The organism is Luteibacter sp. (assembly GCF_009912395.1).
In the GTDB taxonomy this organism is placed as follows: domain Bacteria; phylum Pseudomonadota; class Gammaproteobacteria; order Xanthomonadales; family Rhodanobacteraceae; genus Luteibacter.
In genome coordinates, this window is record NZ_WNDO01000013.1 from 69,661 (window position 1) to 95,553 (window position 25,893).

The 25,893-nt window shown below is 63.8% G+C and carries 17 protein-coding genes; 10 read left to right on the forward strand and 7 right to left on the reverse strand.

Going from position 1 to position 25,893, the window contains the following annotated elements; all coding sequences use genetic code 11:
* Positions 1-13 precede the first annotated feature (13 nt).
* Both GAK28_RS13080 and GAK28_RS13085 read right to left on the reverse strand, forming a co-directional pair.
* A complete protein-coding gene (locus GAK28_RS13080) occupies positions 14-2,371 on the reverse strand; it encodes an ABC transporter permease (protein ID WP_291779683.1) in 2,358 nt (785 codons plus the stop codon).
* Complete coding sequence (locus GAK28_RS13085; protein WP_343161873.1) at positions 2,368-3,132, reverse strand: ABC transporter ATP-binding protein; 765 nt, start codon at positions 3,130-3,132, stop codon at positions 2,368-2,370. The genes GAK28_RS13080 and GAK28_RS13085 overlap by 4 nt, the downstream gene beginning before the upstream one ends.
* A gap of 309 nt (positions 3,133-3,441) precedes the next feature.
* Here GAK28_RS13085 and GAK28_RS13090 point away from each other — a divergent pair, with 309 nt between their 5' ends.
* The 9 genes from GAK28_RS13090 to GAK28_RS13130 all read left to right on the forward strand — a co-directional run bounded on the left by GAK28_RS13090 (position 3,442) and on the right by GAK28_RS13130 (position 17,092).
* Positions 3,442-4,251 (forward strand): serine/threonine protein phosphatase, encoded by an 810-nt coding sequence (locus GAK28_RS13090; RefSeq protein WP_291779686.1) that lies wholly within the window; start codon positions 3,442-3,444, stop codon positions 4,249-4,251.
* 56 nt (positions 4,252-4,307) lie between these two features.
* Entirely contained in the window at positions 4,308-7,172 is a 2,865-nt protein-coding gene (locus tag GAK28_RS13095; RefSeq protein ID WP_291779689.1) for a response regulator, read from the forward strand.
* 148 nt (positions 7,173-7,320) lie between these two features.
* On the forward strand, positions 7,321-9,495 hold the full coding sequence (locus GAK28_RS13100) for a glycoside hydrolase family 3 N-terminal domain-containing protein (protein ID WP_291779692.1): 2,175 nt from the start codon (positions 7,321-7,323) through the stop codon (positions 9,493-9,495).
* Positions 9,496-9,535: 40 nt separating this feature from the next.
* Positions 9,536-10,312, forward strand: coding sequence for a 3-hydroxybutyrate dehydrogenase (locus GAK28_RS13105; protein WP_291779695.1), 777 nt, complete (start codon positions 9,536-9,538; stop codon positions 10,310-10,312).
* Between the two features lie 170 nt (positions 10,313-10,482).
* Positions 10,483-12,069 carry an alpha/beta hydrolase gene (locus GAK28_RS13110; protein ID WP_291779699.1) on the forward strand — a complete coding sequence of 529 codons (1,587 nt, stop codon included), beginning with the start codon at positions 10,483-10,485 and terminating at the stop codon, positions 12,067-12,069.
* Positions 12,070-12,098: 29 nt separating this feature from the next.
* Positions 12,099-12,470: a hypothetical protein gene (locus GAK28_RS13115; RefSeq protein ID WP_291779702.1), complete on the forward strand. Its 372-nt coding sequence runs from the start codon at positions 12,099-12,101 to the stop codon at positions 12,468-12,470.
* A gap of 246 nt (positions 12,471-12,716) precedes the next feature.
* Entirely contained in the window at positions 12,717-13,277 is a 561-nt protein-coding gene (locus GAK28_RS13120; protein ID WP_343161874.1) for a hypothetical protein, read from the forward strand.
* A gap of 520 nt (positions 13,278-13,797) precedes the next feature.
* On the forward strand, positions 13,798-15,372 hold the full coding sequence (locus tag GAK28_RS13125; protein WP_291779708.1) for an alpha/beta hydrolase: 1,575 nt from the start codon (positions 13,798-13,800) through the stop codon (positions 15,370-15,372).
* Between the two features lie 124 nt (positions 15,373-15,496).
* Positions 15,497-17,092 (forward strand): alpha/beta hydrolase, encoded by a 1,596-nt coding sequence (locus tag GAK28_RS13130; protein WP_291779711.1) that lies wholly within the window; start codon positions 15,497-15,499, stop codon positions 17,090-17,092.
* A gap of 54 nt (positions 17,093-17,146) precedes the next feature.
* Here GAK28_RS13130 and glnA read toward each other — a convergent pair whose 3' ends face one another.
* Positions 17,147-18,559, reverse strand: a complete 1,413-nt coding sequence (gene glnA, locus GAK28_RS13135; RefSeq protein WP_291779714.1) for a type I glutamate--ammonia ligase — start codon at positions 18,557-18,559, stop codon at positions 17,147-17,149.
* Between the two features lie 278 nt (positions 18,560-18,837).
* Positions 18,838-19,428, reverse strand: a complete 591-nt coding sequence (locus GAK28_RS13140) for a hypothetical protein (protein ID WP_291779717.1) — start codon at positions 19,426-19,428, stop codon at positions 18,838-18,840.
* Between the two features lie 227 nt (positions 19,429-19,655).
* On the opposite strand from GAK28_RS13140, the gene acpA reads away from it, so the two are divergent.
* Positions 19,656-21,323: an acid phosphatase gene (gene acpA / locus GAK28_RS13145; protein ID WP_291779721.1), complete on the forward strand. Its 1,668-nt coding sequence runs from the start codon at positions 19,656-19,658 to the stop codon at positions 21,321-21,323.
* A gap of 60 nt (positions 21,324-21,383) precedes the next feature.
* Here the strand turns inward: acpA and GAK28_RS13150 are convergent, their stop codons facing one another.
* The 3 genes from GAK28_RS13150 to GAK28_RS13160 are packed head-to-tail and all read right to left on the reverse strand — an operon-like array spanning position 21,384 to position 25,783.
* Positions 21,384-22,928 carry a DHA2 family efflux MFS transporter permease subunit gene (locus GAK28_RS13150; RefSeq protein ID WP_291779724.1) on the reverse strand — a complete coding sequence of 515 codons (1,545 nt, stop codon included), beginning with the start codon at positions 22,926-22,928 and terminating at the stop codon, positions 21,384-21,386.
* A gap of 3 nt (positions 22,929-22,931) precedes the next feature.
* On the reverse strand, positions 22,932-24,290 hold the full coding sequence (locus tag GAK28_RS13155; RefSeq protein ID WP_291779726.1) for an efflux RND transporter periplasmic adaptor subunit: 1,359 nt from the start codon (positions 24,288-24,290) through the stop codon (positions 22,932-22,934).
* Complete coding sequence (locus GAK28_RS13160; RefSeq protein WP_291779729.1) at positions 24,287-25,783, reverse strand: efflux transporter outer membrane subunit; 1,497 nt, start codon at positions 25,781-25,783, stop codon at positions 24,287-24,289. Before GAK28_RS13160 ends, GAK28_RS13155 begins: the two co-directional genes overlap by 4 nt.
* Positions 25,784-25,893 lie beyond the last annotated feature (110 nt).

Below are 25,893 nucleotides of genomic sequence, written 5' to 3' on the forward strand. Positions count from 1 at the left end.
CGGTAGGTGTCGGCTAGCGGATAACGTGCAATGGATCGATACGGGAAGCTCTCACAGCGGGGATACCCACTGCGCCCAGGGTAAGCACGATCATGGCTATGCTGACGGAGGCGACGACACCGGCATCGACGATGCGCCAATCGGTGATGCGCTCAAGCCACCCCCGGCCCGACAGCCACGCGGCGAGGACAAGACCACTGGCGACACCGGCAAATGCGGATCCACATCCCTGGGACAACACGACACCAAGCACATCGGCTGGCGTCGCACCCAACGCGCTCATCATCGCGAAATCGCTTCGCCGCATGGCAACGTCGACCGACTGACTGGAATACAGGCCGATACACGCCAGTATCAGCGCCACCATCGCGAAGGCCGTCGAGAAGGCCGCGTCACGCAGCGAAGCATCCATCATGCGATCCACATCGGCCTGCAGTGAACGGACGTTCGCCACGGCCAACTGAGGAGCTACCTCATGGACCAGGTCGTCAATCATCTTCCGATCAGGGCGATTCATATGCGTCCCACGCAAGAAGACGTGCATCGACAAGTAGGTCCTTATGTTGTCGAATGTTGATTCGGGTACCTGGGACAGCAGAACAAACACGGCGGGTGGCGGCTCCCTGTCCGGCCCCGATTGGCGTGTGTCTTCAACGACGCCGACTATGGGCGGAGGCGCATCATGCGCACCAAGCAGTGCCGGCCTCACCACGCTATCCTGTCCGAACGCACGTACATACGCCTGGTTGACCAGCGCCACCGGCACGTTTTCAACCTCGTCAAACTGCCGGCCGAGGACAAGGGAAACACCCATGGCGTCGATGGCACCGGGCGTGACGACACCGTATTGAACCTGATGTATCAGACCGTTCGCATCGGCGAACGGCATCACAAAACGGCCCGATATGGGCAACAGGCTGGACATGCCCACGCTGGTCACCCCCGGCAAGGCATGAAGTCTCTGGCGTAGCTTTTCGAACAGCGTGGCCACATCGCTGACGGTCAGGTACTGCCCCGCATCGGGAGCGATGTCGAAGACCAGGGCATCCTTCGCTTTGAAACCGACCGGCACGCGATCGAGGTTCCACCAGCGGGCAATCATGCCAACGCTGAGCACCAACAGCATGGTGGCAAGCGCCGTCTGTGCGAGGGTAACAACCTGCCTCGTACGGCGACCGATGCCAGCGCCGGGGAGAAAGTGATGCGAACGGTGTCCCAACAAATCGGCCGACCGAGCCTTCATCGGATCACCGAGCATGGCCAAGGCGAGGACGATCGCCGTCACGATGATCGCAAAAACGTGTACGCGCCAGTTGATATGCGACAAGCTTTCGGGTGCAAACCAATCGTCGAGCAGGAAGCGTGTGTATATACCCGCGAGCAGCCCACCCAGTTGCAAACCAACGATGACCGTCAGGGTGGCGATCACGGCCGCCTCTCCCAACCCGGGCAACCAGAGTCGATAGCCACGCGCGCCCAACGCGACGCGCAACGCGACCTCTCGGGATCTCGACATCGTACGGACCAGCATCAGCGCAGACAGGTTGAGACCGGCGATGGATATCACCAGTACACCGCAGCCGAGGAAGAGCAATAGCAGGGGACGTGCCGACACGGTGATCTGCGCTGAAAGCGTGGATGCGCCAAACCCGGCTAACCGATTCTCCGAAATGTGCAACTCGACCGCGTGGCGACTTGCCACCGTCCTGACATGTGTCGCCAAAGACTCGACCGAGGCGTCGGGCGACAACCAGGCTACCGCCATCAGATTGGAGGTCAGATTCGAGATCGGACCATTAGGGTGCAATGGCAAAAGGAGATCCGCGTCTTCCCGGAAACGATAGTCGGGAGGCAACACGCCACGAATGTGGAACGGCTTGCCATTGACCTCGATCGCGCGTCCAATGACCTCAGGACCACCACCGAGAGCCGCTTTCCACAGGCGCCAGGAGACGATAGCCTCGTCATCGGCACCCGACAGAGGCTGGCCGGCTATCAGATGAATACCCAGCGTAGGCAGAAAATCCGGATCAACGCGCTGCGCCCGTAATAACAGGATCGACTCACCCAGTCGCGCGTTGACCGATTCCACCGTACGCGCGACGCCCGTCGATATGACGCCCGCTGGCCGGCCTATCAGTTCGTACAGACGCGGCGAGATCACCCGCAGAGGCGCGGACGACCCGTAAAAAACGACACGATCGTGATGTGGAAACGGCGGTGGTCGCAACAGTAACGCGTTGACGGGAATAAATGCGCACACCATGGCCGCCACACCCAGCCCCAGGGTGAGCGATGCAACAAGCAGGTAGGTGGGGCGTCGGAACAGGCCGCGTAGTCGTCCGACGAGATCCGGCAGTCGGCTGCTCACAAGAAGGTTTCCAGAGCACGACGCTCATCCAGGCCGCACTCCGCTTCGCGTCGCAATTGCTGGAAGGTGCTCTCGTCGACGACGCGACCATCGAGCAGGCGAACCACGCGATCGGCCACGAAGCCGAAGCGCTCGTCATGGGTCACCATGCAGATCGTCCTGCCCGAGGCGTGCAGCCGCGACAGCAGGGCCATGACGGTTTCGCCATTGGGCAGGTCGAGATTGCCCGTCGGCTCGTCAGCCAGAAGGATCGCCGGATCGCCGGCCAGGGCCCGTGCCACGGCGACACGCTGCTGTTGCCCGCCCGATAACTGCGCCGGGTAGTGGCTCATGCGATGGGCCATGCCTACGCTGGAGAGCGACTCCGCGGCGCGCTCCATGCGCTCCCGACGTCCCATGCCATGGCGGAAGGTCAGGGGGAGCTCCACGTTCTCCGCGATGGTCAGGTCGGGAAGGAGGTTGAAGGTCTGGAAGACGAAGCCGATAAGGGTGTTCCTCATCGCCGCGCGCGCATGCCGCCCCAATCCCTGCACGGGACGGCCGGCGACGTGCAGCTCGCCGTACGTCGGCGTGTCGAGCAAGCCCATCAGGGACAGCAGGGTCGTCTTGCCGCATCCGGAAGGTCCGGCGATGGACACGAATTCACCTTGACGGATATCCAGGTGGATATCCGTCAGCACGTGGTTTTCCATCGCACCGGCATGGAACACCTTACCGATGCCGCGCATCTCGACGACGGAGGGGACGGATTCCGTCAACACGGCATGACCTCGCTTGTCAGGCAAGTACGATCGAGCCTACGCCCGGATCATGTCGGTTGTCGCGGTCCCGCGAACGCGGCGTGAAAGCAGTTTTTGCCTATATGCCGTTATTGCATATCGAATGCACGGTTACGGCAGGCAACATAACGAAAATTAACTATTTATTTACAAATAGATGGCAAGGGATGTCATAAGCAAAATCTAAGCTTACAATTCGCTTACGGGGTTGGGACGCAGTCATCTGGCTGTGGAGTTTCTTGGGAAATGGGCGGTTCATCGCCGGTTTGCCAGGTTCACGGAGAGCCCCGAATGGTGCAGCAATTCAAGTTGGGCGGACGCACCGCCTGGCTAAAGCGTTACGACCCTGACAACTGGCTCAGGCCCTCACTGGTGCGCGTCTGGAACGCCCTGGCGTCCCGTCTCGACCTGATGGCACTGCGCTCGCCACCACGCTACTCGGGCGAACAGGCCAAGAACATCGAATTGCGCCGTCTCGAGGCGTTGCGTGCTTGCGGTGCACCCGTGCCGCGCATCCTGGGCGAAGGACCTCGCAGCCTCATCCTCAGCGACATGGGCCCGACCCTCGCCCACCGCCTGAAGCGTCTGAAGAGCGCCAACGACGCCGACATCCTGGTGCGGCAGACGGCACAGGCCATTGGCAAGCTGCATCGCCATGGTGGCTACCTGGGCCAGGCGTTCGCGCGCAACATCACGGTCGGCGACACCGGCGTGGGTTTCATCGATTTCGAGGAGGACCCCAGCGAGATCATGAGCCTTGCGCAGGCCCAGGCACGCGACTGGGTGATCTTCACGACCGGCGTGGGTCCGTATTTCACCGACCGTATGGATGTGCTGAGCGATCTTATCCGTGACCAGGCAAGCCAGGCCGAGCCGCAGGTCGCCCGCGAAGTCCACCGCATCGCAAGCCGGCTGGGCTTCCTGGAACGCGCAGGGCGCCTCCTGGGCCGCAAGGCGGCAGCGATGGGCGCGGCGATCGGTGCGATACGCAAGGGCTTCGCTACCTTGGCCATCGCCGCCGTCCTGATCGATGTACTCAGTGATGGCGACTGCGACATGTGGCTCGCCATGGTCGACGTGGTAAGTCACGCGGCCACCTGAAACGCCCCGCACGCTACCATCGCGGGTCATCCATGTGATCCGCGAAGGCTCGCCGCATGTCCGTAACGCCGATCGACCCGACCTGGTTTCTTCCCGCCGATCGCGAACTGGGGCGACTGATCCGCGACATGGACTGGCGCGCCAGTTCGCTGGGCCCCATGGACACCTGGCCGGACGCATTGCGCCACGTGCTCGCCACCATGCTGCGCACCGAAGCCCCGATGGCCCTGTTCCAGGGTCCGGAAGGCGTGCTCTTCTATAACGACGCGTATCGCGCCATCGCCGGACTGCGCCATCCTTCCGTGCTGGGCCAGCCCGTCACCCTGGGCTGGCCGGAGGTCGCCGACTTCAACCGCCAAGTGCTCGCCACGGTGTTCGCGGGGGGCACGCTTTCGTTTCGCGACCAGCACGTGATGCTCAACCGCACCGGCGAACCGGAAGACGTCTGGCTTCACCTCGACTACAGCCCGCTGATGAACGACGACGGCAAGGTCGGCGGCGTAGTGGTACTCATCAAGGAGACCACGCACCGGGTGGAGGTGGAGCAGCGCCTTCGCATCGCCCAGCAGGCCGGTGGCGTGGGCACCTTCGAGTGGTTCCCGGAAACCGGCCGGCTCGAGGTCTCCGACGAATACCGTCGCATATGGGGGCTCCCCGCGCAGGGGCCTGTCACCGACACCATGCTGTACATGATGCTCCATCCCGACGATCGCTCATCGGCGGCGATGAACCGCATGGAGCAAGGCAATCCACTGGACTACGTGGAATATCGCCGGGTGGATCCCGTCACGGGCGAGATCCGCTGGATCGCCCGGCGCGGTGAGGTCGTCCGCCATGAAGGCCGCGCCCGGCGCCGTTACATCGGCATCGCCATGGACATTACGCATCGCAAGGCGGCCGAGGATGCGCTGCGCGCCAGCGAGCAACGCTGGCGGACACTGTTCGAGCAGATGCACGAAGGCTTCGTGATGGGCCGCGCGTTGCGCAACGAAGCGGGACGCGTGACCGACTTCGTGATGACCGAACTCAACCCGGCCTTCGAACGGCAGACCGGCATCCCCACCGCCGACGCCGATGGCCGCCGCGTGCGGGAAGTGATCCCGGATATCGACGACGCGATCATCGAACGCTATGCGCGCCTGCTCGACGAGGGTGGTTCCACCGAGTTCGAGGTGAACGTCCCCGCGCTCGGCGGACGCTGGTTCGAATCGCGTGCCCGCGCCATCGGCGACGATCGCTTCGCCGCTCTTTTTGTCGATATCTCGGACCGTAAGAAGGCGGAAGCGGCGCTGGCCGATCTTGCCTCCACGTTGCAGGAGCGCGTGACCCAGCGTACCGCCGAACTCCTGCGCACCCAGGACGCCCTGCGCCAGAGTCAGAAGATGGAAGCCATCGGTAATCTCACCGGTGGCGTGGCACACGACTTCAACAACCTACTCCAGGTCATCAGCGGCAACCTCCAGTTACTCGCGGAAGACACGGCAGGCAACGATCGGGCGAGCCGTCGCGTGTCCAACGCGATGGCAGGCGTGACGCGCGGCTCCAAGCTGGCCGCGCAGTTGCTCGCCTTTGGTCGGCGCCAGCCGCTGGCGCCCAAGGTGGTCAATATCGGTCGCTTCATCCGCGACATGGACGACCTGCTTCGGCGTACGCTCGGCGAGGCCATCGAGATCGAGACGATTATCGCCGGCGGCCTGTGGAACACGCTGATCGACCCGGGCAACATCGAGAATGCGCTCCTGAATCTCGCGATCAACGCGCGCGACGCCATGGACGGACAAGGCCGCCTCACGATCGAGGCGGGCAACGCCTATCTCGACGCCAATTATGTCGATGCCCTCGACGACGTGAGCGCGGGACAGTATGTGCTGCTGGCCGTCACCGATACGGGCCACGGCATCGACGCCGATATCGTCGACAAGGTGTTCGATCCCTTCTTCACCACCAAGCCGGAAGGACGCGGCACGGGCCTTGGTCTGTCGATGGTGTACGGCTTCGTGAAGCAGTCCGGCGGCCACATCCGCATCTACAGCGAAGCCGGCCATGGCACGACGGTAAAGCTCTACATGCCGCGCACCACGCAGACGGAAGACGTCATCGTGGATATCGACGTCGGTCCGGTGACCGGTGGCAGCGAGACGATCCTCGTCGCCGAGGACGACGACGCGGTGCGGGAGACTGTCGTAGCCATGCTCGCCGACCTGGGCTATCGCGTGCTGAAGGCACGCGACGCATCCAGCGCGCTTTCCATCGTGGATAGCGGCATTCCGATCGACCTGCTCTTCACCGACGTGGTGATGCCCGGCACGCTCAAGAGCACCGAACTCGCCCGCAAGGCCTGCGAACGCCTGCCTGGGATGGCCGTGGTATTCACCTCAGGCTATACGGAAAACTCGATCGTCCACGGTGGCCGCCTCGACGAGGGCGTCGAACTGCTCAGCAAGCCGTATACGCGCGAATCCCTGGCCCGCAAGCTTCGCCAGGTGTTCGCCGCGCAGGCGCAACGCAACGCCGCCCAGCCAATGACAGTACCCTCCATCACGCCGCCCGCCCACCGGAAGGTACGCATCCTCGTGGTGGAAGATGACTGGCTCGTCCGCACCACGGTCGTCGAAATGCTGCAGTTGCGCGGACACGAGGTCTACGAGGCCGGTGACGCGAACCAGGCGTTCGACGTGCTGGAGAGGCAGGCCATCGACCTGCTTATTGCCGACGTGGGCCTTCCCGGCATGTCCGGTGTCGAATTGGCGACGCAGGCGCGGGGCCGCCGCGAAAGCCTGGCCGTGATTTTCGCTACCGGACACGCCAACGTGGCCTCCGTGCAGGCGGACTCCCGCACCGTGGTGCTCGGCAAGCCCTATGGCTCCGATGCGCTGGCCGGCGCGATCGCCCGCCTGTTCCCCGCTCGCGGCACATCCTGAACGCCAAGACCTTCACCTCAGTGAAGGTCTTGGCGCCCAACGACGTAATCGTTTACATGTAACGCCATTTACGTGCCCACCAAGCGACGCGATGCCGGTATCCTAGCCCGCTCCCGGCTACGGCCACCCGCTTTGCAGATCGACCGACATGACCCGTGATTCCCGCATCGAAGACCTCATTGCCCGCATGACCGTGGAGGAGAAGGTCGGACAGCTCGGCGTCTTCGCCGATGCCGTGCGCCCCTTCGCTCCGGACATCAACCCCGAGGTGAACGCCAAGGGTGCCGCCGAAGTACTCGAGCAGATCCGCGCCGGCAAGGTCGGCTCACTGTTCAACGGCGTCGGCGCGACGGAAGGCCGTGAGGCGCAGCGGGTGGCCGTGGAGGAAAGCCGCCTGGGCATCCCGTTGCTGTTCGGCTCCGACGTGATCCATGGCATGCGCACCGTGTTTCCGATTCCGCTGGGTGAAGCGGCGACCTTCGAACCCGATCTCGCCGAGCGCACCGCCCGCGTCACTGCCGTGGAAGCGACCGCAGCCGGCGTGCACTGGACCTTCGCTCCGGCCGTGGACATCGCGCGCGACCAGCGTTGGGGCCGTGTCGCCGAAGGCGCGGGCGAGGACGTGGTGCTCGGCTCGGCGTTTGCCGCCGCCCGCGTGCGCGGCTTCCAAGGTCCCGACCTGACCGCGAAGGATTCGCTGCTCGCTACGCCGAAGCACTTCGCCGCCTATGGCGCCGTGGCCGGCGGTATGGAATACAACACCGTGGATATCGCACCGCAGACGCTGCGCGATGTCCACCTGCCGCCGTTCAAGGCGGCGCTCGATGCCGGCGCCCTCACCATCATGAGCGCCTTCAACGACATCAACGGCGTGCCCGCGTCGGCCAACCGCGCATTGATGACCGGTATCCTGCGTGATGAGTGGGGTTTCGATGGCTTCGTCGTCTCCGACTACACCGCCGACATGGAACTGATCGCCCACGGTTACGCCGAGGACGAGCGCGATGCCACGCGCCTGGCCTTCCTCGCCGGCGTGGACATGAGCATGCAGAGCGGTTACTACGCCGCTCACCTGGCCGACCTCGTGGAGAAGGGCGACGTGTCCATGGCCGTGCTCGACGAAGGCGTACGTCGCGTACTGCGCGTGAAGGATGCCATCGGCCTGTTCGACGATCCGTACCGCTCGCTCGATCCCGTTGCGGAAGCCGACACCTCGAAGCTGCCCGAGCACGATGCGCTCGCGCGCGATGCCTCGCGGCGCTCGATCGTCCTTCTGAAGAACGACGGCGTGCTTCCCCTGCGAAAGCAGGACACACGCATCGCCCTTATCGGCCCCTTCGCGGAAGACCGCGACAACATCGAAGGTTGCTGGACGTTGTTCGGCGACAAGAGCCGCTACGTCGATATCGCCACGGGTATCCGCGACGCCGTATCCGACGGTCAGCTCGACATCGTGGCCGGTAGCGGCATCGAAGACCCCATCGACGGTGGCATCGACGCGGCCGTCGCGGCGGCTAAACGCGCCGACGTGGTGCTGCTCGCCATCGGCGAACCGCAGAACTACTCCGGCGAAGCGCAGGCGCGTACGCAGATCGTGGTGCCCGCCGCACAACAGGCCCTGGCCGAGGCCGTCGTGGCCACGGGCACGCCGGTGGTCGTGCTACTCAAGAATGGTCGCGCGCTTGCCCTGTCCGGTGCCGTGCGCGATGCAAACGCGATCCTCGTCACCTGGTTCCTCGGCACGCAGGCCGGCCCGGCGATCGCCGATGTCGTGTTCGGCGACTACAACCCGTCCGGCCGTCTGCCGGTGAGTTTTCCGCAGGATTCGGGACAGCAACCCTTCTTCTACAACCACGCACGCACGGGCCGCCCGGAACTGTCCGACCAGCCACCCGCGTTCAAGGCGCGTTACCGCGAAGTGACCTTCGAGGCGCTTTATCCGTTCGGCCACGGCCTGAGCTATACGCGATTCGGATACACCCAGCCGGTGGTGCAGGCCAAGGTCGGCTGGGACGAGACCATCATCGTCAGCGCCACGGTCACCAACACCGGCGAGTTGGCGGGCGAGGAGGTCGTGCAGCTTTATGTGCATGATCGCGTCGCCAGTCGTGTGCGCCCCGTGCGCGAGCTGAAGGCGTTCCGGAAGATCCTGCTCGCACCGGGCGCCTCCGAAGAGGTCTCGTTCGAACTGACCCGTCTGGACCTTGCCTTTACCCACGTCGACGGCCATACATTCGATGCGGAGCCCGGCGTATTCGATGTCTGGATCACCGGTTCATCCACCACCGGCGACGCGAGCGCGTTCACCCTGGTCAAACCCTGATACCGGCTAAGCTTCGTCATCCCCTCGACGGAGCAGCCCCATGCAGGAACTCGAAGGCAAGATCGCCCTCGTCACGGGCGCGGCCAGCGGTATCGGTCGCGCCATCGCGCAAGCCTATGCGAAGGCGGGCGCCCGGGTCGTCATCGCCGACCTCGCCGCCGACAAGGCGGAAGAGGCCGCCATCGCCATCGGTGGAAACACCATCGGCATCGCCATGGACGTAACGGATGAGGCACAGGTCGAGGATGGATTCGCCCGTACGCTTCGCGAGTTGGGTCCTGTCGACATCCTCGTCAGCAACGCGGGCGTGCAGATCGTGGCACCGCTGGTCGACTTCCGCTTCGACGACTGGAAACGCATGCTCGCGATCCATCTCGACGGCGCCTTCCTCACCGCGCGTGCCGCCATGCGCCAGATGAAGGACGCCGGCCGCGGCGGCTCCATCCTGCTGATGGGTTCGGCGCATTCGCACGTCGCCTCGCGCCTCAAGGCACCTTACGTGACCGCGAAGCATGGATTGCTCGGCCTGGCGCGTACCATCGCGAAGGAAGGCGCCCCGGACGGCATACGCGCCAACGTGATGTGCCCGGGATTCGTCCGCACGCCGCTGGTAGAAAAACAAATTCCCGAGCAGGCGAAGACGCTGGGCATCAGTGAAGATGCCGTCGTCCGCGATGTCATGCTTCGCGACACCGTGGATGGCGAATTCACCACGCTGGAGGACATCGCCGACACCGCCATCTTCCTCGCCGGCTTCCGATCCAATGCGTTGACGGGACAGTCGATCGTCGTCACGCACGGTTGGTACATGCACTGATCCGGGGTCGATCCCGGGCGGCGCCGCCCGACCATCCGCCCACACGAACATCCGGCCCGCACCGCATCCCACGGCGGCATGGGCCGATGGGGTCGCACGATACAGCGGCCTAGTCTCTCCGTCCCTGCCCTGGGCACGACGCCCCGGCATCGACGGAGGGAACCATTCCCATGACGCTTCGCCTCTTACGCCACCTCGGTGCCTTCCTGCCGGTCGCCGGTGCGCTGCTGGTCACCTTCCCCGCCTCAGCCACCCCGTCTGGAGCCGCTCCCCTTACCTGGTCGCCATGCCCGATCGCGCTTGTCGACAACGGACACGCCATACCTGTTGAACGCCTGGAATGCGCGTGGACCACCACGGCGCTCGATCACGATACGGCCGCCGATACAGGCGAGATCACGCTAGGCGTGATCCGCCTGCGCGCCGGCGATGCGCAGCGCCGCGAAGGCGCGATCTTCATGAACTTCGGTGGACCGGGCGCGTCGCCCTACGACTACCTACCCTGGCTGGCTGAAAGCTGGGTGAGCGCCGACAGGAATGATCCCATCGACGGCCCCAAGAAAGAACTGACGGAACGGTTCGATCTGGTCGCCGTCGTACCACGCGGCCTGATCGGTGGCGACGTCATGGAATGCATCCACACCGGCAGGCGCGGCATGTCGTTAGCGGAATCCAGCGACGACAATGCCTGGGCCCAGGCGATCTTCGAAGCGGACACCCAGTCACGGGCTTGCGACCACCCGCTGTATCCCTACATCGATACGATGCAGGTCGTCGAGGACATGGAGCATGTGCGCCGCGCCATGGGCGAACCGGTGCTCAACTTCTACGGCGTGTCGTATGGCACCTGGGTAGGATCGCGGTATGCCGCGGCGCATCCTGGCACGGCCGGCCGTTTTCTGCTCGACTCGAGTGCTGCGTTCCATCTCTCGTTCCAGCAGGTCGACGAACTGACCACACTGGAAAACGAACGCAGCTTCCTCCGCGACGCCGTGAGCCCGGCCTTGGCATCGCCCGATCGCTATGGCCTCGGTGAAGATCGGGATGTCCTGCTCGCCCGCCTTCGTGCCATGCCCTCGCCCTGGCGATCGCGACTGCTACCCAACGTGAAAAATCCCGTGGAACTGGTCGCCGCCGTCGCTCTCGGTGAATGGCGGGCCGCCCATCCAGATGCACCACTCGGCGACGAGATCGCCTGGCTGGATACAGCGGATTTCGGCGTGTTGCCGACCGAGCGGCAGGCTGTGTTCGAGCAGGCCCATGCCCTTCTTCCTTCGGTCTACCGTGTCTCTGGCCGTGACGCTTCCGAATACTTCGGCCCCGACGGTATCGCCGTCAATCGCGCCACCACCTGTAATGACACGAAATGGCCCGACATCGACAGCTGGCGATCGATGGTCGCATGGCGTTCGGCCAACCTCCTTACATGGAATGGTGACGATGTCGCACTGGGCCTGCTTTGTGCTCGCTCATGGTCAATGTGGTCCGCGCCTCTCAAGCTTGAAAAAATGGCCCAAGCGCCCGCCTTCATGATGATCCACGCCGAATTCGACGACGCCACGCCGCTTGGCGGGGCCTCCCGGGCAGCGGATACGGTGCCCAACGCACACCTGGTGGTGGTACGTGGCATGCGCAGTCACGGCGTGCTGGGTGAATCGCGCAGCGTTTGCGCCGAGCGCGATGGCCCCCGATTCCTCCTCACGGGAGAACTGCCCACGCTGAAGCACAGCGAATGCACCTACGTTCCCCGCACATGAGGCAGCGAACGGACTACCGGATGCATCGTATGTCGAACAGATCTTCCGCCACGGCCATCTTCGTTACAGGCCTGTGCCTGCTCGGGCCTTGTCATTCGACGACGGCACCACTGGCATGGGATCACTGCGCCTGGGAGACCTCTTCGGCATCGGAAGATAGCGCCGTGCAATGCGCCAGGCTCTCGCTCCCTGCCGACCATGATGGGCTACAGGACCAGCGCATCGAGGTCGGCATCATGCGCATACCCGCTCTCAGTGGCGCATCTCGTGAGGGAACCCTCTTCTTCCACTTCGGTGGCCCGGGCCTGCATCCCAGGGATTTCCTGCCCGAACTGAGGCGACGATGGTCGAGCTACGATGCCGACGACGCGTTGCACGGGGGCAAACGCCTCCTGGCCTAACGCTACGACTTTGTCGCCGTCATACCGCGTGGCCTGGATGGAGGCACCACGGTCGCCTGCGCTCCCATCCAGGCAGTGGAGCCGGAACCGCTTGGCGTCAAGCTAGACGACGCCACGTGGACCGCGGCGCTCACCTATACACGTGCCCTCGTCGACGCTTGCAGGCAGCACCCACTGGCCCGTTACATCGATACACGTCAGCATGCCGGCGACATGGAAGCCGTTCGCGTCGCGCTCGACGAACCCGTGATCGACTTCGTCGGTATTTCCTATGGAAGCTTCGTCGGGCTGAGCTATGCATCGATCTATCCGGGCCATCTGCGCAGAATCCTTCTGGATTCGTCCCTCGACGCCACCACCGAACTCGACCGAACGCTTCAGGCTTCCACTGCCGATCGCGAGCGCATCGTCGGCCGCTTGGCGATCGGCGAAGCGGTCCGCCATCCGGATCGCTGGCATCTCGGTAACAATCGGCAGGCGCTCTTGGACCGCCTACGACGTATACCGGCATCATTACGCGTCAGCCTCATGCCTGGTATCGACAGCCCTGAATCACTGATCGCCGTGTTTGCCTTGGCCGATACGCTCGACGATACCCCGGGCATGCCGGCCAGTGATCTTCGTGCCACGCTGGCGAAGAAGAGGCTAAACGACGACGATGCGTTGGACTGGCGTATCCACGAACGCCTACAGCAAATGATCGACGCACTTCTCGAATCGCCCGCTCCCGTCTCCGATGCAGAGTCCCGGGCCGGGGATCAGATGCTTGCGGTGAACCTCATGACGCTCTGCAACGACCACCGCTGAGCTCGAACACCCACCGGCTGGCGACAGCATGCACAAAGGCAGTCGTCGACCTATGCGACGTGGGAAGGACACGATGTGGCCCAAGGTCTGGTCTGCGCTCAGTGGCCCCATGCCCAGCACAATGCAGTGCGGCCGGCGACACTCTCCGCGTTACCTCCCTTCCTGATGATCCATGCCGAGTACGATCCCAGCACACCGCTTCGTGGCGCCGTACGCCTGGCGGACGGTATCCCGCAGGCGCACCTGGTCATGGCACGAGGCCTAAGTCTTCATTACCTGCTCGACCGTACCCATACGCCATGCATTGAGAAGGCGGCGAGCCACTATCTCCTCACCGGGCGCACGCCTGAACTCAAACATACCTCCTGCGACGTCTCGCTTCGACACTGACAACGACGGAACCTCCCTACACCAAACGAGGGCTTCACCTATACGGAGACGCCATTGCCCCGGATAACCTGACGGGCAATCGAAGATCGGCAAACGGAAATACTTCCTGTCCCGTCCGAGGAATACCGCCGTGAAGCCATCTGCCCTTCTGCACTCGTCTGCTGCTCTGTTCCTTGCCACGTCAGCCGTGGCGAGTCCGGCGCAGTCCACATCGCCACGCATTGAATGGCTGCCTTGCCAATCCGAGCCATCGACCGCGTCGTCATCGCAGGATGCCATCCGCGTGCAATGCGGACGGCTTCGCGTTCCCGTCGACCACGATCGACCGTTGGCCGATTCGATGTGGATACCGTTCTATCGCGTGCCTGCCGCCGCGCCTTCCTCTATCGAAGGCACGGTGCTCGTCCTTCCCCTGGACCTTACAGGCGACACGCGCAATGCATTGGTAGACGTCGCGCAACGCTGGCGGTCCCACCCGGCTGACGATGTCGACTTCGGGGATCTTCGTCGAGCTACCGACCGTTACGACTTTGTCGCCTTGCAGCCGCGCGGCGTTGGCACCACGCAGCTTCCTTGTGAACCGACGGATGGCGATCTCGCGGCGAACGCACTCATCACGGGGGATGCCGAAGCCTGGCGAACATGGGAGCGAGACGTACGCATGTTCGTCGGCGCCTGCGGAGATAATGCCCGGCACGTCAGCACTCGCAATTACGTGGCTGATCTGGACGTCCTGCGTGAAGCGCTCAGCGCGCCGACGTGGCATATCTATGCACGAGGACACGGCGGCTGGGTGGCTTCGTGGTATGCCTCGCTGCACCCGACACGTACCGAACGCCTTCTCCTGGACAACAGCCTGGGGTTCGGCAGCGACGCATGGCCCGCCCAATCCGCCGGTAGCAGTATGTATGCCGAATCGGTCCTATGGAATGGTCCTGTCCGCGACGTCGTCTCGCATCCGTCCCGTTTCCGGCTCGGTACGTCGCCGAACACCGTCATGAAGCGTCTTCGGGGCATGCCGGTCGCGCTGCGACATCGATGGTGGGACCGCCTGATCACGGGAGACGATATCGCGGCGGCGCTGGCCATCGCAGAGGCATGGCCCCCGACGGCACGTCCATCCCTCCCATCGATAAAGGCATATGTCGCGGCCTATCGCTTCCATCCCGATGCCTCCATCGATGAATCGCTGCACGTGACGGCCCTGCGATTGCTGAATGACATGGTGGATGGCGGCCCTTCTTCCTCGAAGAAGTACGCACTTGATGGCGCAACGATGGCTACGGCATGCAATGACATCGCGTGGCATGAAACGGCGAGTGAACTCATGGAGAAGCATCGGTTCGAGCTCGGCGTGTTCGCCCTACCCAATCCGACACGATCAATCCACGGTATCGCCTGCCAGGCGTGGCCTTACGTGGCATCCGGCCGCCCTGGGCCTGGCCCGCTCCATCGGATATCACCCTTTCTCATGGTCCACGCCGCCGTTCATTACGCAGCCCCCGTGGATACAGCGATCCGTGTGACAAGGACATTCGGTACGGCTCGCCTTGTCGTACAACAGAACGCCTCGTCCACCTTCGTCGTCGCCGACGATCGAGCACGATGCGCTTCGAGGATGGCAGGCCACTACCTGCTTACGGGAGACGTACCATCCGCATCCGTCACCCGCTGCAACGACGGGCCGGCCCGCTCGATACCCTGACCTATCCCCTTTGTCCGCTGGCCAGGAGCGTCAGCGGACATGACCCACGCGCCCCTTGTCGTCTTCCACCCCTGACAAGGGCGACGCGACAATCCCACCCTCACCGACAAGGACGTAAACGATCATGCATGGATTGCTGAAACACACGCTGGCCCTCGCCGTGGTAGCCACATACCACGGCGTCTGCGCCAGCGACGCACCGACCATTCGCTGGGAGTCGTGCGACGGCATCATTCCCATGGATGTCCAGGAGACATTCGGCGCCCACCTCCAGTGCGGCCAGCTGACGACGATCAGGGATCACGGCGACTCCAGCAGCCCAGCCGTCGCGCGGGATGTGATCCGCATTCGCGCCACCCTCGGCCAGGACACGCCCCCTCCGACGCTCTTCGTCGACTTCGGGCGCCAGCGCTTCGAGACGATGCCATCGACCGTACTCGAATGGCGAACGTCGAACGCGGATGATCCCGAAACCTCCGGGTTCAGGAAGCTTGTCGATCGCTTTGACATCGTCTTCCTGTCCCATCGCGGCGACACGAAGACATTCCGGCAGCGCTGCGGCAAGTTTGACTATGCATCTGCCGTTGCCGTGCTCGCCATGCCGCCGGAAAGCGCCGACCATGACACCATGTGGGACAGCGTGATCGGCAACGCCCGCGATATCGCGACGCGCTGCGCGCCGGTCACCCAGGAGGTCGATACCTGGCAGCAGGTTCGCGACATGGACGACCTGCGCCGGGCACTGGGCGTCGAACGTCTGGATCTTTACGGTCAGGACCTCGGCGCCCGTGTCCTCACCACGTATGCCGTCACCTTTCCGCAGCACGCGGGGCGCCTGTTGCTACAGGGTGCCATGGACTTCACCGATGGGCTCGATGCCGTCTATACCGGTACACCCTATGGCCTCGAACTCGTCCTTTGGCGCAACGCCTTCGTTCCCGCCGCGAACGACGAAGGGCGCTGGAAGCTGGGTGGGGACCCTTCCGACGTACGCGAGCGCTTCATGGAGATTCCGTTCGAACTGCGCTACCTGTGGTCTGGCTTGATGCGCCGTCCCGAACATATCCGCACGGCCATCGATATCGCCCACCTCTATCTGATGGTGCCCGTCGATGTTCGCGGGCGTGAGCGACTGATTCATGATGTCGCCTCCCATCGCTTCGCCGATGATCCGGCGGTCGACGCCCTGGTCCGCAAGGCATCGCGCCCCCTCGTCGAGCGCCTTCCGCGGGAAGGCGGTTCGATCCTGGATACATTCAAGGCATTTGATGGTTCGTACATCGCACCCATCTGCAACGATGCCCGCTGGAAGACCGAGCCTGAAGTGGTTCGCGACTGGTTGACGAAGGAAGTCGCCCTGAGGGCGGCATTTTCGAAACAGGCGGTCGAACAGATGCTCGTATGCTCGCAATGGCCCGCGGCGACGCACGAAGGCCCTTCGCTGGACGATCTTCGACGGATTCCCGCCTTCGTCGTCATGCATGACGAGGAGAATCCCTGGCAGCCGCTATGGAACATCCAGCAAGCCACCGACAAGCTACCCAATGCGACGCTCGTGGTACGCGAATCGGCCGGTGCGGATATCTCGGATCATCGCTTTTCCTGCTACCGGCACCTGGGTACGCATTACCTTCTGACCGGCGAATTACCCGGCGCCAGGAAAAACTACTGCTCGCCGGGCGATCCACAGCCTCGGACCGCCTCTCGTCACGAAAGATAAAAAAAGCCCCCGGTTCACCACCGGGGGCTTTTCATCGAACCTTTCCGCGAATCGTCAGATCGCGTAGTACATCTGGAACTCGAGCGGATGGGTGCTCGCGCGGTAGCGGGTCACTTCCTGCATCTTCAGCGCGATGTAGCCATCGATGAAGTCGTCGGTGAACACGCCACCGGCCTTGAGGAAGTCGCGGTCCTTGTCGAGGGCGGCAAGCGCCTCGTCGAGGCTGGCGCAGACCTGCGGGATGTTCTTCTCTTCTTCCGGCGGCAGGTCGTAGAGATCCTTGTCGGCCGGCGCACCCGGGTCGATCTTGTTCAGGATACCGTCCAGGCCGGCCATCATCAGCACGGTGAAGGTCAGATAGCCCGACTGCATCGGATCCGGGAAACGGATTTCGATACGACGGCCCTTCGGGCTGGACACGTACGGGATACGGCAGGAAGCCGAACGGTTGCGCGCCGAGTAGGCGAGCATCACCGGGGCTTCGTAGCCCGGCACCAGACGCTTGTAGCTGTTGGTGGTGGAGTTGGCGAAGGCGTTGATGGCCTTGGCGTGCTTGAAGATACCGCCGATGTACCACAGCGCGATCTGCGACAGGCCGCCGTAGAGGTCGCCCGCGAACAGGTTCTCGCCATTCTTCGACAGCGACTGGTGCACGTGCATGCCCGAGCCGTTGTCGCCGACGATGGGCTTGGGCATGAAGGTGACCGTCTTGCCCTGCTGGTGGGCGACATTCTTGATGACGTACTTCATCGTCATCAGTTCGTCGGCCTTCTTCACCAGGGTGTTGAAGCGGGTGCCGATCTCGCACTGGCCGGCGTTGGCGACTTCATGGTGGTGCACTTCCACCACCTGGCCCAGCGATTCCAGCACCTTGCACATGTCGGCGCGCAGGTCGCCCAGGCTGTCGACGGGGCTGACCGGGAAGTAGCCGCCCTTCACGCCCGGGCGGTGGCCGGTGTTGGTGCCGTCGTACTTGTAGCGCGACGACCAGGCGGCCTCTTCAGAGTTGATCTCGTAGAACACGCGGCCCATGTCGTTCTGCCAGCGGATCGAGTCGAAGATGAAGAACTCGGGTTCCGGGCCGAAGAAGGCGGTGTCGGCGATGCCGGTGGACTTCAGGAAGGCTTCGCCGCGCTTGGCGATGGAGCGCGGATCGCGGCCGTAGGCCTGCATGGTGCTGGGCTCGAGCACGTCGCAATGCAGGATCAGCTGCTTGTGGGCGCTGAACGGATCGAGGTGGGCCGTTTCCGGGTCCGGCATCAGCACCATGTCGGATTCGTTGATGCCCTTCCAGCCGGCGATCGACGAGCCGTCGAACATCTTGCCGTCTTCGAAGGTCGATTCGTCGATGGCATGGGCCGGGAAGGTCACATGGTGGTGCTTGCCGAGCATGTCGGCGAAGCGCAGGTCGACGAACTCGATGCTCTCGTCCTGGATCAGGTTCAGCACTTTGGAAGCGGCGGACATACAAACCTCGAATAGGTATGGGGCGGAATGCATTTAGCAATCGCTATGCCAGCGGCGCCGCCTGCGACGGACCGGCCTGGATCAAGCCTGGGCATCATAGAACGGAGATAAGACGCCTGCATGATTGCACCAGTATGGTGCTAAATAATTGCTAGCGCACCATTTCGGAAAATCCCAGGTGTCCCAGGCCAGGGCCGGCCCGCAGGGAAAAGCCGCCTACGATCCGCCCCTGATCCAATGGACCACCCCGGCGTTGCCGGGGCGGTTTCCGGTCGAACTTACTGCGAGGCGGCCGAGTCGCTGCCCGTCGATGGCGTCACGATCGCATGCGTCGGTGCGATACATGCGACGAACTCGGGATCCTTGAAGAGAAGTTCGATATTGCTCTTCATCACTTCGTTGAGTATCGCGAAGCCAGCGCCCGGGGTGAACTTGCTGGTATGACGCGAATGCTTCTGTTGCTTGTGATAGCAGACGCTGCCGTCGGCGTTATCAAGGACGTAGGTCACGTTGAGCGTCCAGTCGATGCTGAAGCCCAGATCGTCGATCAGGAATTCGTCGATCGATCCATGGAGGAGTGGGTACGTTCCACCGGTATCGATGCCCACGAACCGCGACTCGACGAAAAGCGCGTTGTGGAAGTATTCGGCAATGGGTTTTTCGAAATAGACGTGGCCGGCTGCCGTATTGTGGATTTCATTGGGAGTCACCTTACCGTTCTTGGCAGGCATGTACTCGAAATCGCCGACCTTCTCGACGCCCTTCACCGTCATGGTCGAGGAAGGCGCGTAATTGAGCGCCAGCGGCGCCGCGCAACCACCCAGCACGACGCACAGGCCCGCGAGGGCCAGTCTTTGTAGATACTTCATCCTTTTTCCCTGTTCCTGAATCAGATAAGTGTCGTCCGACCGATAGTTCTTGCGGTCTTTCGACAGGCGAGATCATGCGCCCGTGCCAGGGCATGTGCAACGAACCGATCGACCACATGACGTTACCCCGACACACCTTTTCGTTTACCCTGCGTGGGCTCACGTGACCCATGCATGGATGGATGCGGACACCGCGGTCCCCACCACCTTTCCAAGCCAGATCGATCATGAACAAACCCGAAGACGACAAGCCCGACGCCGGGCGACGCCGCCTCCTTGGCGGCATGGCCACCACCGGCGCGCTGCTGGCGCTGGGCGGTAGCGGTGAAGTGGTCGCGGCCGGCAAGAGCGCGGCCGCGGCACCCTCACCGACCGAAATGGATGCCCTGCTCGAAAAGCACATCCAGAACGTCGTGGTGATCTATGCGGAAAACCGCAGCTTCAACAACCTGTTCGGCAATTTCCCCGGCGTGAAGGAACCGCTCTCGGCGGTGTCGGCCGAGCGCTATGTGCAGCGCGATCGCACCGGCAAGGCGTTCGACAAGCTGCCCCCCATCTGGGGTGGCATGGTGCCCGAGGCGCAGACGGTCAATCACCGTACCTACAAGGTCGACGAAAAGGCCATCCTCGACCTGCCTAATGCCCCGTGGGCCCTGCGCATGCCCGACGGCGAGCCGTTGCCCCATGGCGTGGTCACTCGCGATCTCGTACATGCCTTCTATAACAACCAGTTGCAGATCAACGGCGGCAGGAACGACGGCTTCGTGGCCTGGGGCGACAACGGTGCGCTGACCATGGGCCACTACGACGAAGCCCCCGTACACCTGCGCCTGTGGCGCCTCGCCGAGCAGTTCACGCTCTGTGACAACTTCTTCATGGGCGCCTTCGGCGGTTCGTTCCTCAACCACCAATACCTCGTGGCCGCCCAGCCGCCGTTCTATCCGGACGCCGACAAGAGCCCGGCCCAGTTCGGTATCGCGGTGACACAAAGCGGCTCGGCCACCGACTACCGCCTGAAGATGGCGGACGACTCCCCGGCCAGCGCGATGCAGGGCAAGCCGAAGTTCGCCCACCACAACCAGCTCACCCCGGATTTCTACGCGGTGAACACCATGGGTCCGCCGTACTCGCCGGGCTTCAACGTGGATCACAAGAATCCGGCCCTCGCCGACGCCAGCAGCCCGAACACCCTGGTGCCGCAGACGCACAAGCACATCGGCGACGTCCTCTCCGCGAAGAACGTGGACTGGGCCTGGTACGGCGGCGCCTTCCAGGCGGCGCTGGACGGCAAGGGCGACAGCGAGAACGGCAGCTTCCCGTCCACGCCGAACTTCCAGGCGCACCACCAGCCGCTCAACTATTTCGTGAGCCTGGCGCCGGGAACCGACGCCCGCAAGAAGCATCTGCGCGACGGCGGCCTGGGCGAGACGGCGAAAACCAACCGCTTCCTCGCCGACGCCAAGGCCGGCACGCTACCGCCGGTGGCGTTCTACAAGCCTCAGGGCGACCTCAACATGCACGCTGGCTATTCGGACGTGGAAGCGGGTGATCGCCATATCGGCGCGATCATCCACGAGCTGCGCCAGAGCAAGCAGTGGAAGAACATGCTGGTGGTGATCACCTTCGATGAAAACGGTGGCTGGTGGGATCACGTGGCGCCGCCGAAGGGTGACCGCTGGGGTCCGGGCACCCGTATCCCCGCGCTGGTGGTGTCGCCTTTCGCCAAGAAGGGCCATGTGGAACATACGATCTACGATACCGGCTCCATCGCACGCTTCATCACGCGCCGTTTCAAACTGGAGAAACTGCCTGGACTGAAGATGCGCGAGGACGCCATGGTGGCCGCAGGGGGTCCTGCGCCGGGCGATCTGACTGAAACATTGGCCTTCTCGTAATCTCGTAGGAGCGCGCTGGCGCGCGATCGCGCGCAAGCGCGCTCCTACAAGTCGCGGGTATCAGTGACCTGGCGAGCCGCCCGATGCAAAGGGCGGCTTCGCGAACCAGATGGCAACCATCGCCAGGCCGAACAACAGGCCGAACAACCAGAACACGTCGTTCACCGCCAACGTCGCCGCCTGCACATCCACGATACGATTCAGCACCGCGTTGGCCGTGGGACCCTGCACACCGAACGCCTGGAACCGATCCAGGTATTCCATCGTGGTCCGATCACCCGACACCACATGCTCCGCCAGCGTCGCATGGTGGTAGGTCGTGCGATGCGAATACATCGTGGTGCTCACCGCCGTGGCGATGCTGCCTGCCAGCGTACGGAAGAAGTTCGATAGGCCCGATGCGCTCGCCACCTGCTCGTCAGGAATCCCGGCCAGGATGATCTGGTTCACCGGCACGAAGAACAAGGCAACCCCCGCACCCATCATCAATCGCGGTAAGGCCAGCTCGGCATAGGGCGCGGTCGTGTTGAGCGTCGCCATCCAGAACGAGGCGCCTGCGAAGATCGCAAAACCCACCGTGTTGAGCAGGCGCAGGTCGAACTTGTGCTGGAACGCGCCCACCAGGGGCGACATGAAGATCGCCAGGATACCGATGGGCGCGACCACAAAGCCCGCCCAGGTCGCGGTGTATCCCATCACCTCCTGCACCCACATGGGCATCACGACCGTACCGCCGAAGAAGGCGAACATGCCCATCGACAGGCATAGCACGCCAACGAAGAAGTTCCGTTTCCCCAGAAGGCGAAGCTCCACCACCGGATTCTTGTGCATCAGCTCCCAGGCGATGAGGAAGGTGATGCAGACCAGCGCCACGATCGCCAGCACCGTGATCGTCTTCGACGTGAACCAGTCGTCGTCGTTGCCGTTGTCCAGCATGAATTGCAGGCAGCCAACGCCCACGGCCAGAAGGAACAGACCGATGGCGTCCACCGGCATCTTCACCACCTTCGACTCGCGGCTGCGCAGCAACGTGATGGTGATGACCAGCGCGAACAGGCCCACGGGGATATTGATGAAGAAGATCCACGACCAGTGGTAGTTGTCGGTGATCCAACCGCCAAGGATAGGCCCGAACACGGGTGCGACGACGACGGTCATCGCCCAGAGCGCCAGTGCGATCGGCCGCTTCGCCGGTGGATAGTTGTTGAGCAGGAGGGTTTGCGACAACGGCACCATCGGGCCGGATACCGCGCCTTGCAGCAGGCGGAACACGATCAGCATCGGCATGCTCTGCGCCAGCCCGCACATCGCCGAAAAGATCACGAACAGCAGTACCGAGACACTGAACGTACGCACTTCGCCGAAGCGTTTGGCCACCCATCCAGTCAGCGGCTGCATGACCGCACTGGCCATGGAATAGGCGCTGATCGCCATCGTGCCTTCGTTGCTGCTGACGCCGAGGTTGCCCGCAATGGTCCGGACCGACACGTTCACGATGGAGATATCGAGCACCTCCATGAACGTGGCCAGTGCCACACCCGCCGTCAGCAGCGCAAGCTGCCCACCGCGCAGCGGCGACGGCGAACCGTTGCCATGGCCCGCCATCGGTCAGCGCTTCGCCGGCACGGGCGCGGGCACGGTGACGGTGTTGGCCCGGATGATCTCCTGCGCGTGCTCGTCGGCCTCGTTCATTTCCTGCTCGTAGACATTGGTAGTCATGAGCGGCTTGCTGCGTGGCGTCTCGGACAGCACCTTGCCGTCGCGATCATGCGTATCCACGGTGACGTCCGTGGACAGGCCAATGCGCAGCGGGTGCTTGCGCAGGTCTTCCGGATCGATCGCCACGCGCACCGGCAGGCGTTGCACAACCTTGATCCAGTTGCCCGTGGCGTTCTCGGCCGGAAGCAGCGAGAACGCGCTACCGGTGCCAGCGTTCAGGCCAACCACTTTGCCGTGGTACTCGATATCGGAATACATGTCGGTGGTGACCTTCACCGGCTGGCCAATGCGGATATGTTCCAGCTGGGTCTCCTTGAAGTTGGCATCCACCCACAGATCGGCCAGCGGCACCACCGTGAGCAGGTCCTGTCCCGGCTGGATGCGCTGCCCGACCTGCACCTGACGCCGCGCGGCGTAGCCCTCGATCGGCGAGACGATGGCATTGCGACCGCTGTTGACCCACGCGTTGCGGAACTGCGCGCGCGCCTGCACCACTGCCGGGAAGTTCTCCACCGTGGTGCCATCCACCTGGGCATGTGCCGCGGCCGCCTCGCGCTCCGCGGCTTGCAGGCCAGCAAGTGCCTGCTGCATCTGCCGCTTGCCGGTATCCACTTCCTCCGCCGAGACCGCGCGACGTTCGAGCAGCGGATGGCGACGGTTGTACTCGTCGCGAGCCTGCTCGTACTGCGCACGACGCTGCGGTATGGCCGCGTCGGCCTGGTTGGCCTGTTGCATCTTTGCCTGCGCCTCGCGCACGGCCTGCGCCAGCTGGCCCTTGGCATTCATGAGCGACACGCGCGCGTCGACCGGGTCGAGACGGATCAGCACCTGTCCCGCATGGACGCGATCGGTCTCTTCCACGGCCACTTCGACGACGGTGCCGGCGACGCGCGACGAGACAGTCACCATATCGCCTTTCACATAGGCATCGTCGGTGGTTTCGCGCTTGGACAGCACGAAAAGGTAGAGAAGCAGCCATGCCAGACCGGCCAGGATGAACACGGCGGCGATGATCGATAGCACCAGGACCTTGCGGCGCTTCGCCTTCGGATCGTCACCTTCTTTCTTCTTGTCCTCGTCCTTTTCCTTGTTGGCCTGCTTGTCGTCGTCCTTTTTCCCGTCGTCGCCGTCGTGCTTTTCTTCGGGCGATGACTCCTCGCCGTACTTGTGCAGGTACTTGTAGCGATACTTGTATGGCAAGGGCGCGTTCGTGTCCCCGTCGCGCGGTTCGTCATTCTCGATGGTCATCGCGAGGATTCCTCGCCGGCGGCGGTGGCCGGAAGAGCGGGCAGGTCATCGGCGTGGTAGCCGCCACCCAGCGCATGGATAAGGGAAAGATTGGCCGACAGCATCTGGCTGACGAGTTGCAGCCGCGCATCGCGCTGCTGGTCGACCTGCATGTCGGCGTTGAGCCAGTTGCGATCGTCGATGAGGCCCTTGGAACGGCGATCGCCCGCCTTGCGCTTCTGCGCCTCGGCGGCGTCGTATTGGCGATCCTGCTGTTCGCGCTGCGCATCGAGTGCGCGCAGGGTCGCCACGCCCTGGGCGATATCACCTGCCGCCTGCACCACGGCACCGTCGTACTGGGCGACGGCGGTGTCGAGCTGAGCCTGCGCGCTCTCGTACTGTGCTTTCAGCCTGCCACCGCTGAAGATCGGCAGTTGCACGGACGGCCCGATGTTGCCGAGCGTGAGATCCGTGCGCGTGCCGGAGCCGAGGTTGGGGTAGGTACGCAGAAACGCGCCCAGGGCCATCAGGCTCACGTCGGGGTAATAAGCCTTGCGGGCCTGGTCGATCTGCCGCGACGAGGCCTCGATCTGCCAGCGCGCGGCGGCGATGTCCGGACGGCGGGCCAGCAGACCCAGGCGCGCGTCCTGGGGCAATTCGGTGTCGGGCGTCGGCAAGGGCGCTGGCGTGAGCGCGCCCAACACCGCCGGCGAAGCGCCTGCCAACGCGGCAAGCTGAACGAGGTCGAGCGACGCGGCGCCCTCCAGTTGGGCCACCGCGCGACGCTGCTGCGCCAGTTGACCATCGGCCTGGTCGAGCGTGGTGGGATCATCGAGACCACCATGCACCCGCAATGCCACCAGTTCGCGATACTGCGCGGCGCTTTCGGCCGCGTGTTTCGCGACGGCCAGCCGGGCCTGCTGCGCCTGCCAGTCGAAGTAGGTGTTGGCGACGTTGTACTGCAACGAAGCGGCCGCCGATGCACGCTCGGCCTCGGCGGCCCGGGCCTGGCCCACGGCCGCGGCGACGGCATCCTTCTGCTTGCCCCACAGATCCAGATCCCATGTCGCCAGCGCGCCTGCGACGCCGCTGTTGCTCCAGCTATGCCCGGGGCTCAGCTGGAATCCCTGGGCGTTGCCGGGCATGCCCGGCACCTGGCCGCGCAGGGTAACGTCGCTGTAACCGTGCGAACCACCGAGCAGGCCGCGCACCTGGGGATTCAGCTCGGCTCGCGCGGAATCCACCGCGCGGGTCGCCGCACGGTAGCGCGCCTCGGCCTGCTCCATGTTCGGTGAACCCCACATGGCAAGGTCGACGACACGATCCAGCTGCGGATCGCCATAGCGGCGCCACCATTCGGGTTCGGGCCAGCCCGCCTTGCCGGTCGGCAGGCCCGCAAGCGGCACCTCGTCGCGGGGGACGAAGGCCGGTGGCCGCACCGGTGGCGCGCAGGCACCGAGAGCCAGGGTCACCGCCACGACGGCGACGCGGATCCGGGAAAGGGGAAACGCCATGGGCAGGTCCGTATGCGAGTTCTTGCGGACGGACGGCCAAAGGGGACCGCCCGCCATGCGTCGACCGAAAGTAACAGCGCCCCGCGTGGGCACGATGTGACGATGCGACC

Coding starts and splice junctions, on each gene's coding strand:
- GAK28_RS13090 (WP_291779686.1), top strand. CDS start 3,442: ATGGTGCAGCAATTCAAGTTGGGCGGACGCACCGCCTGGCTAAAGCGT.
- GAK28_RS13095 (WP_291779689.1), top strand. CDS start 4,308: ATGTCCGTAACGCCGATCGACCCGACCTGGTTTCTTCCCGCCGATCGC.
- GAK28_RS13100 (WP_291779692.1), top strand. CDS start 7,321: ATGACCCGTGATTCCCGCATCGAAGACCTCATTGCCCGCATGACCGTG.
- GAK28_RS13105 (WP_291779695.1), top strand. CDS start 9,536: ATGCAGGAACTCGAAGGCAAGATCGCCCTCGTCACGGGCGCGGCCAGC.
- GAK28_RS13110 (WP_291779699.1), top strand. CDS start 10,483: ATGACGCTTCGCCTCTTACGCCACCTCGGTGCCTTCCTGCCGGTCGCC.
- GAK28_RS13115 (WP_291779702.1), top strand. CDS start 12,099: ATGTCGAACAGATCTTCCGCCACGGCCATCTTCGTTACAGGCCTGTGC.
- GAK28_RS13130 (WP_291779711.1), top strand. CDS start 15,497: ATGCATGGATTGCTGAAACACACGCTGGCCCTCGCCGTGGTAGCCACA.
- glnA (WP_291779714.1), bottom strand. CDS start 18,559: ATGTCCGCCGCTTCCAAAGTGCTGAACCTGATCCAGGACGAGAGCATC.
- GAK28_RS13140 (WP_291779717.1), bottom strand. CDS start 19,428: ATGAAGTATCTACAAAGACTGGCCCTCGCGGGCCTGTGCGTCGTGCTG.
- acpA (WP_291779721.1), top strand. CDS start 19,656: ATGAACAAACCCGAAGACGACAAGCCCGACGCCGGGCGACGCCGCCTC.
- GAK28_RS13150 (WP_291779724.1), bottom strand. CDS start 22,928: ATGGCGGGCCATGGCAACGGTTCGCCGTCGCCGCTGCGCGGTGGGCAG.
- GAK28_RS13155 (WP_291779726.1), bottom strand. CDS start 24,290: ATGACCATCGAGAATGACGAACCGCGCGACGGGGACACGAACGCGCCC.
- GAK28_RS13160 (WP_291779729.1), bottom strand. CDS start 25,783: ATGGCGTTTCCCCTTTCCCGGATCCGCGTCGCCGTCGTGGCGGTGACC.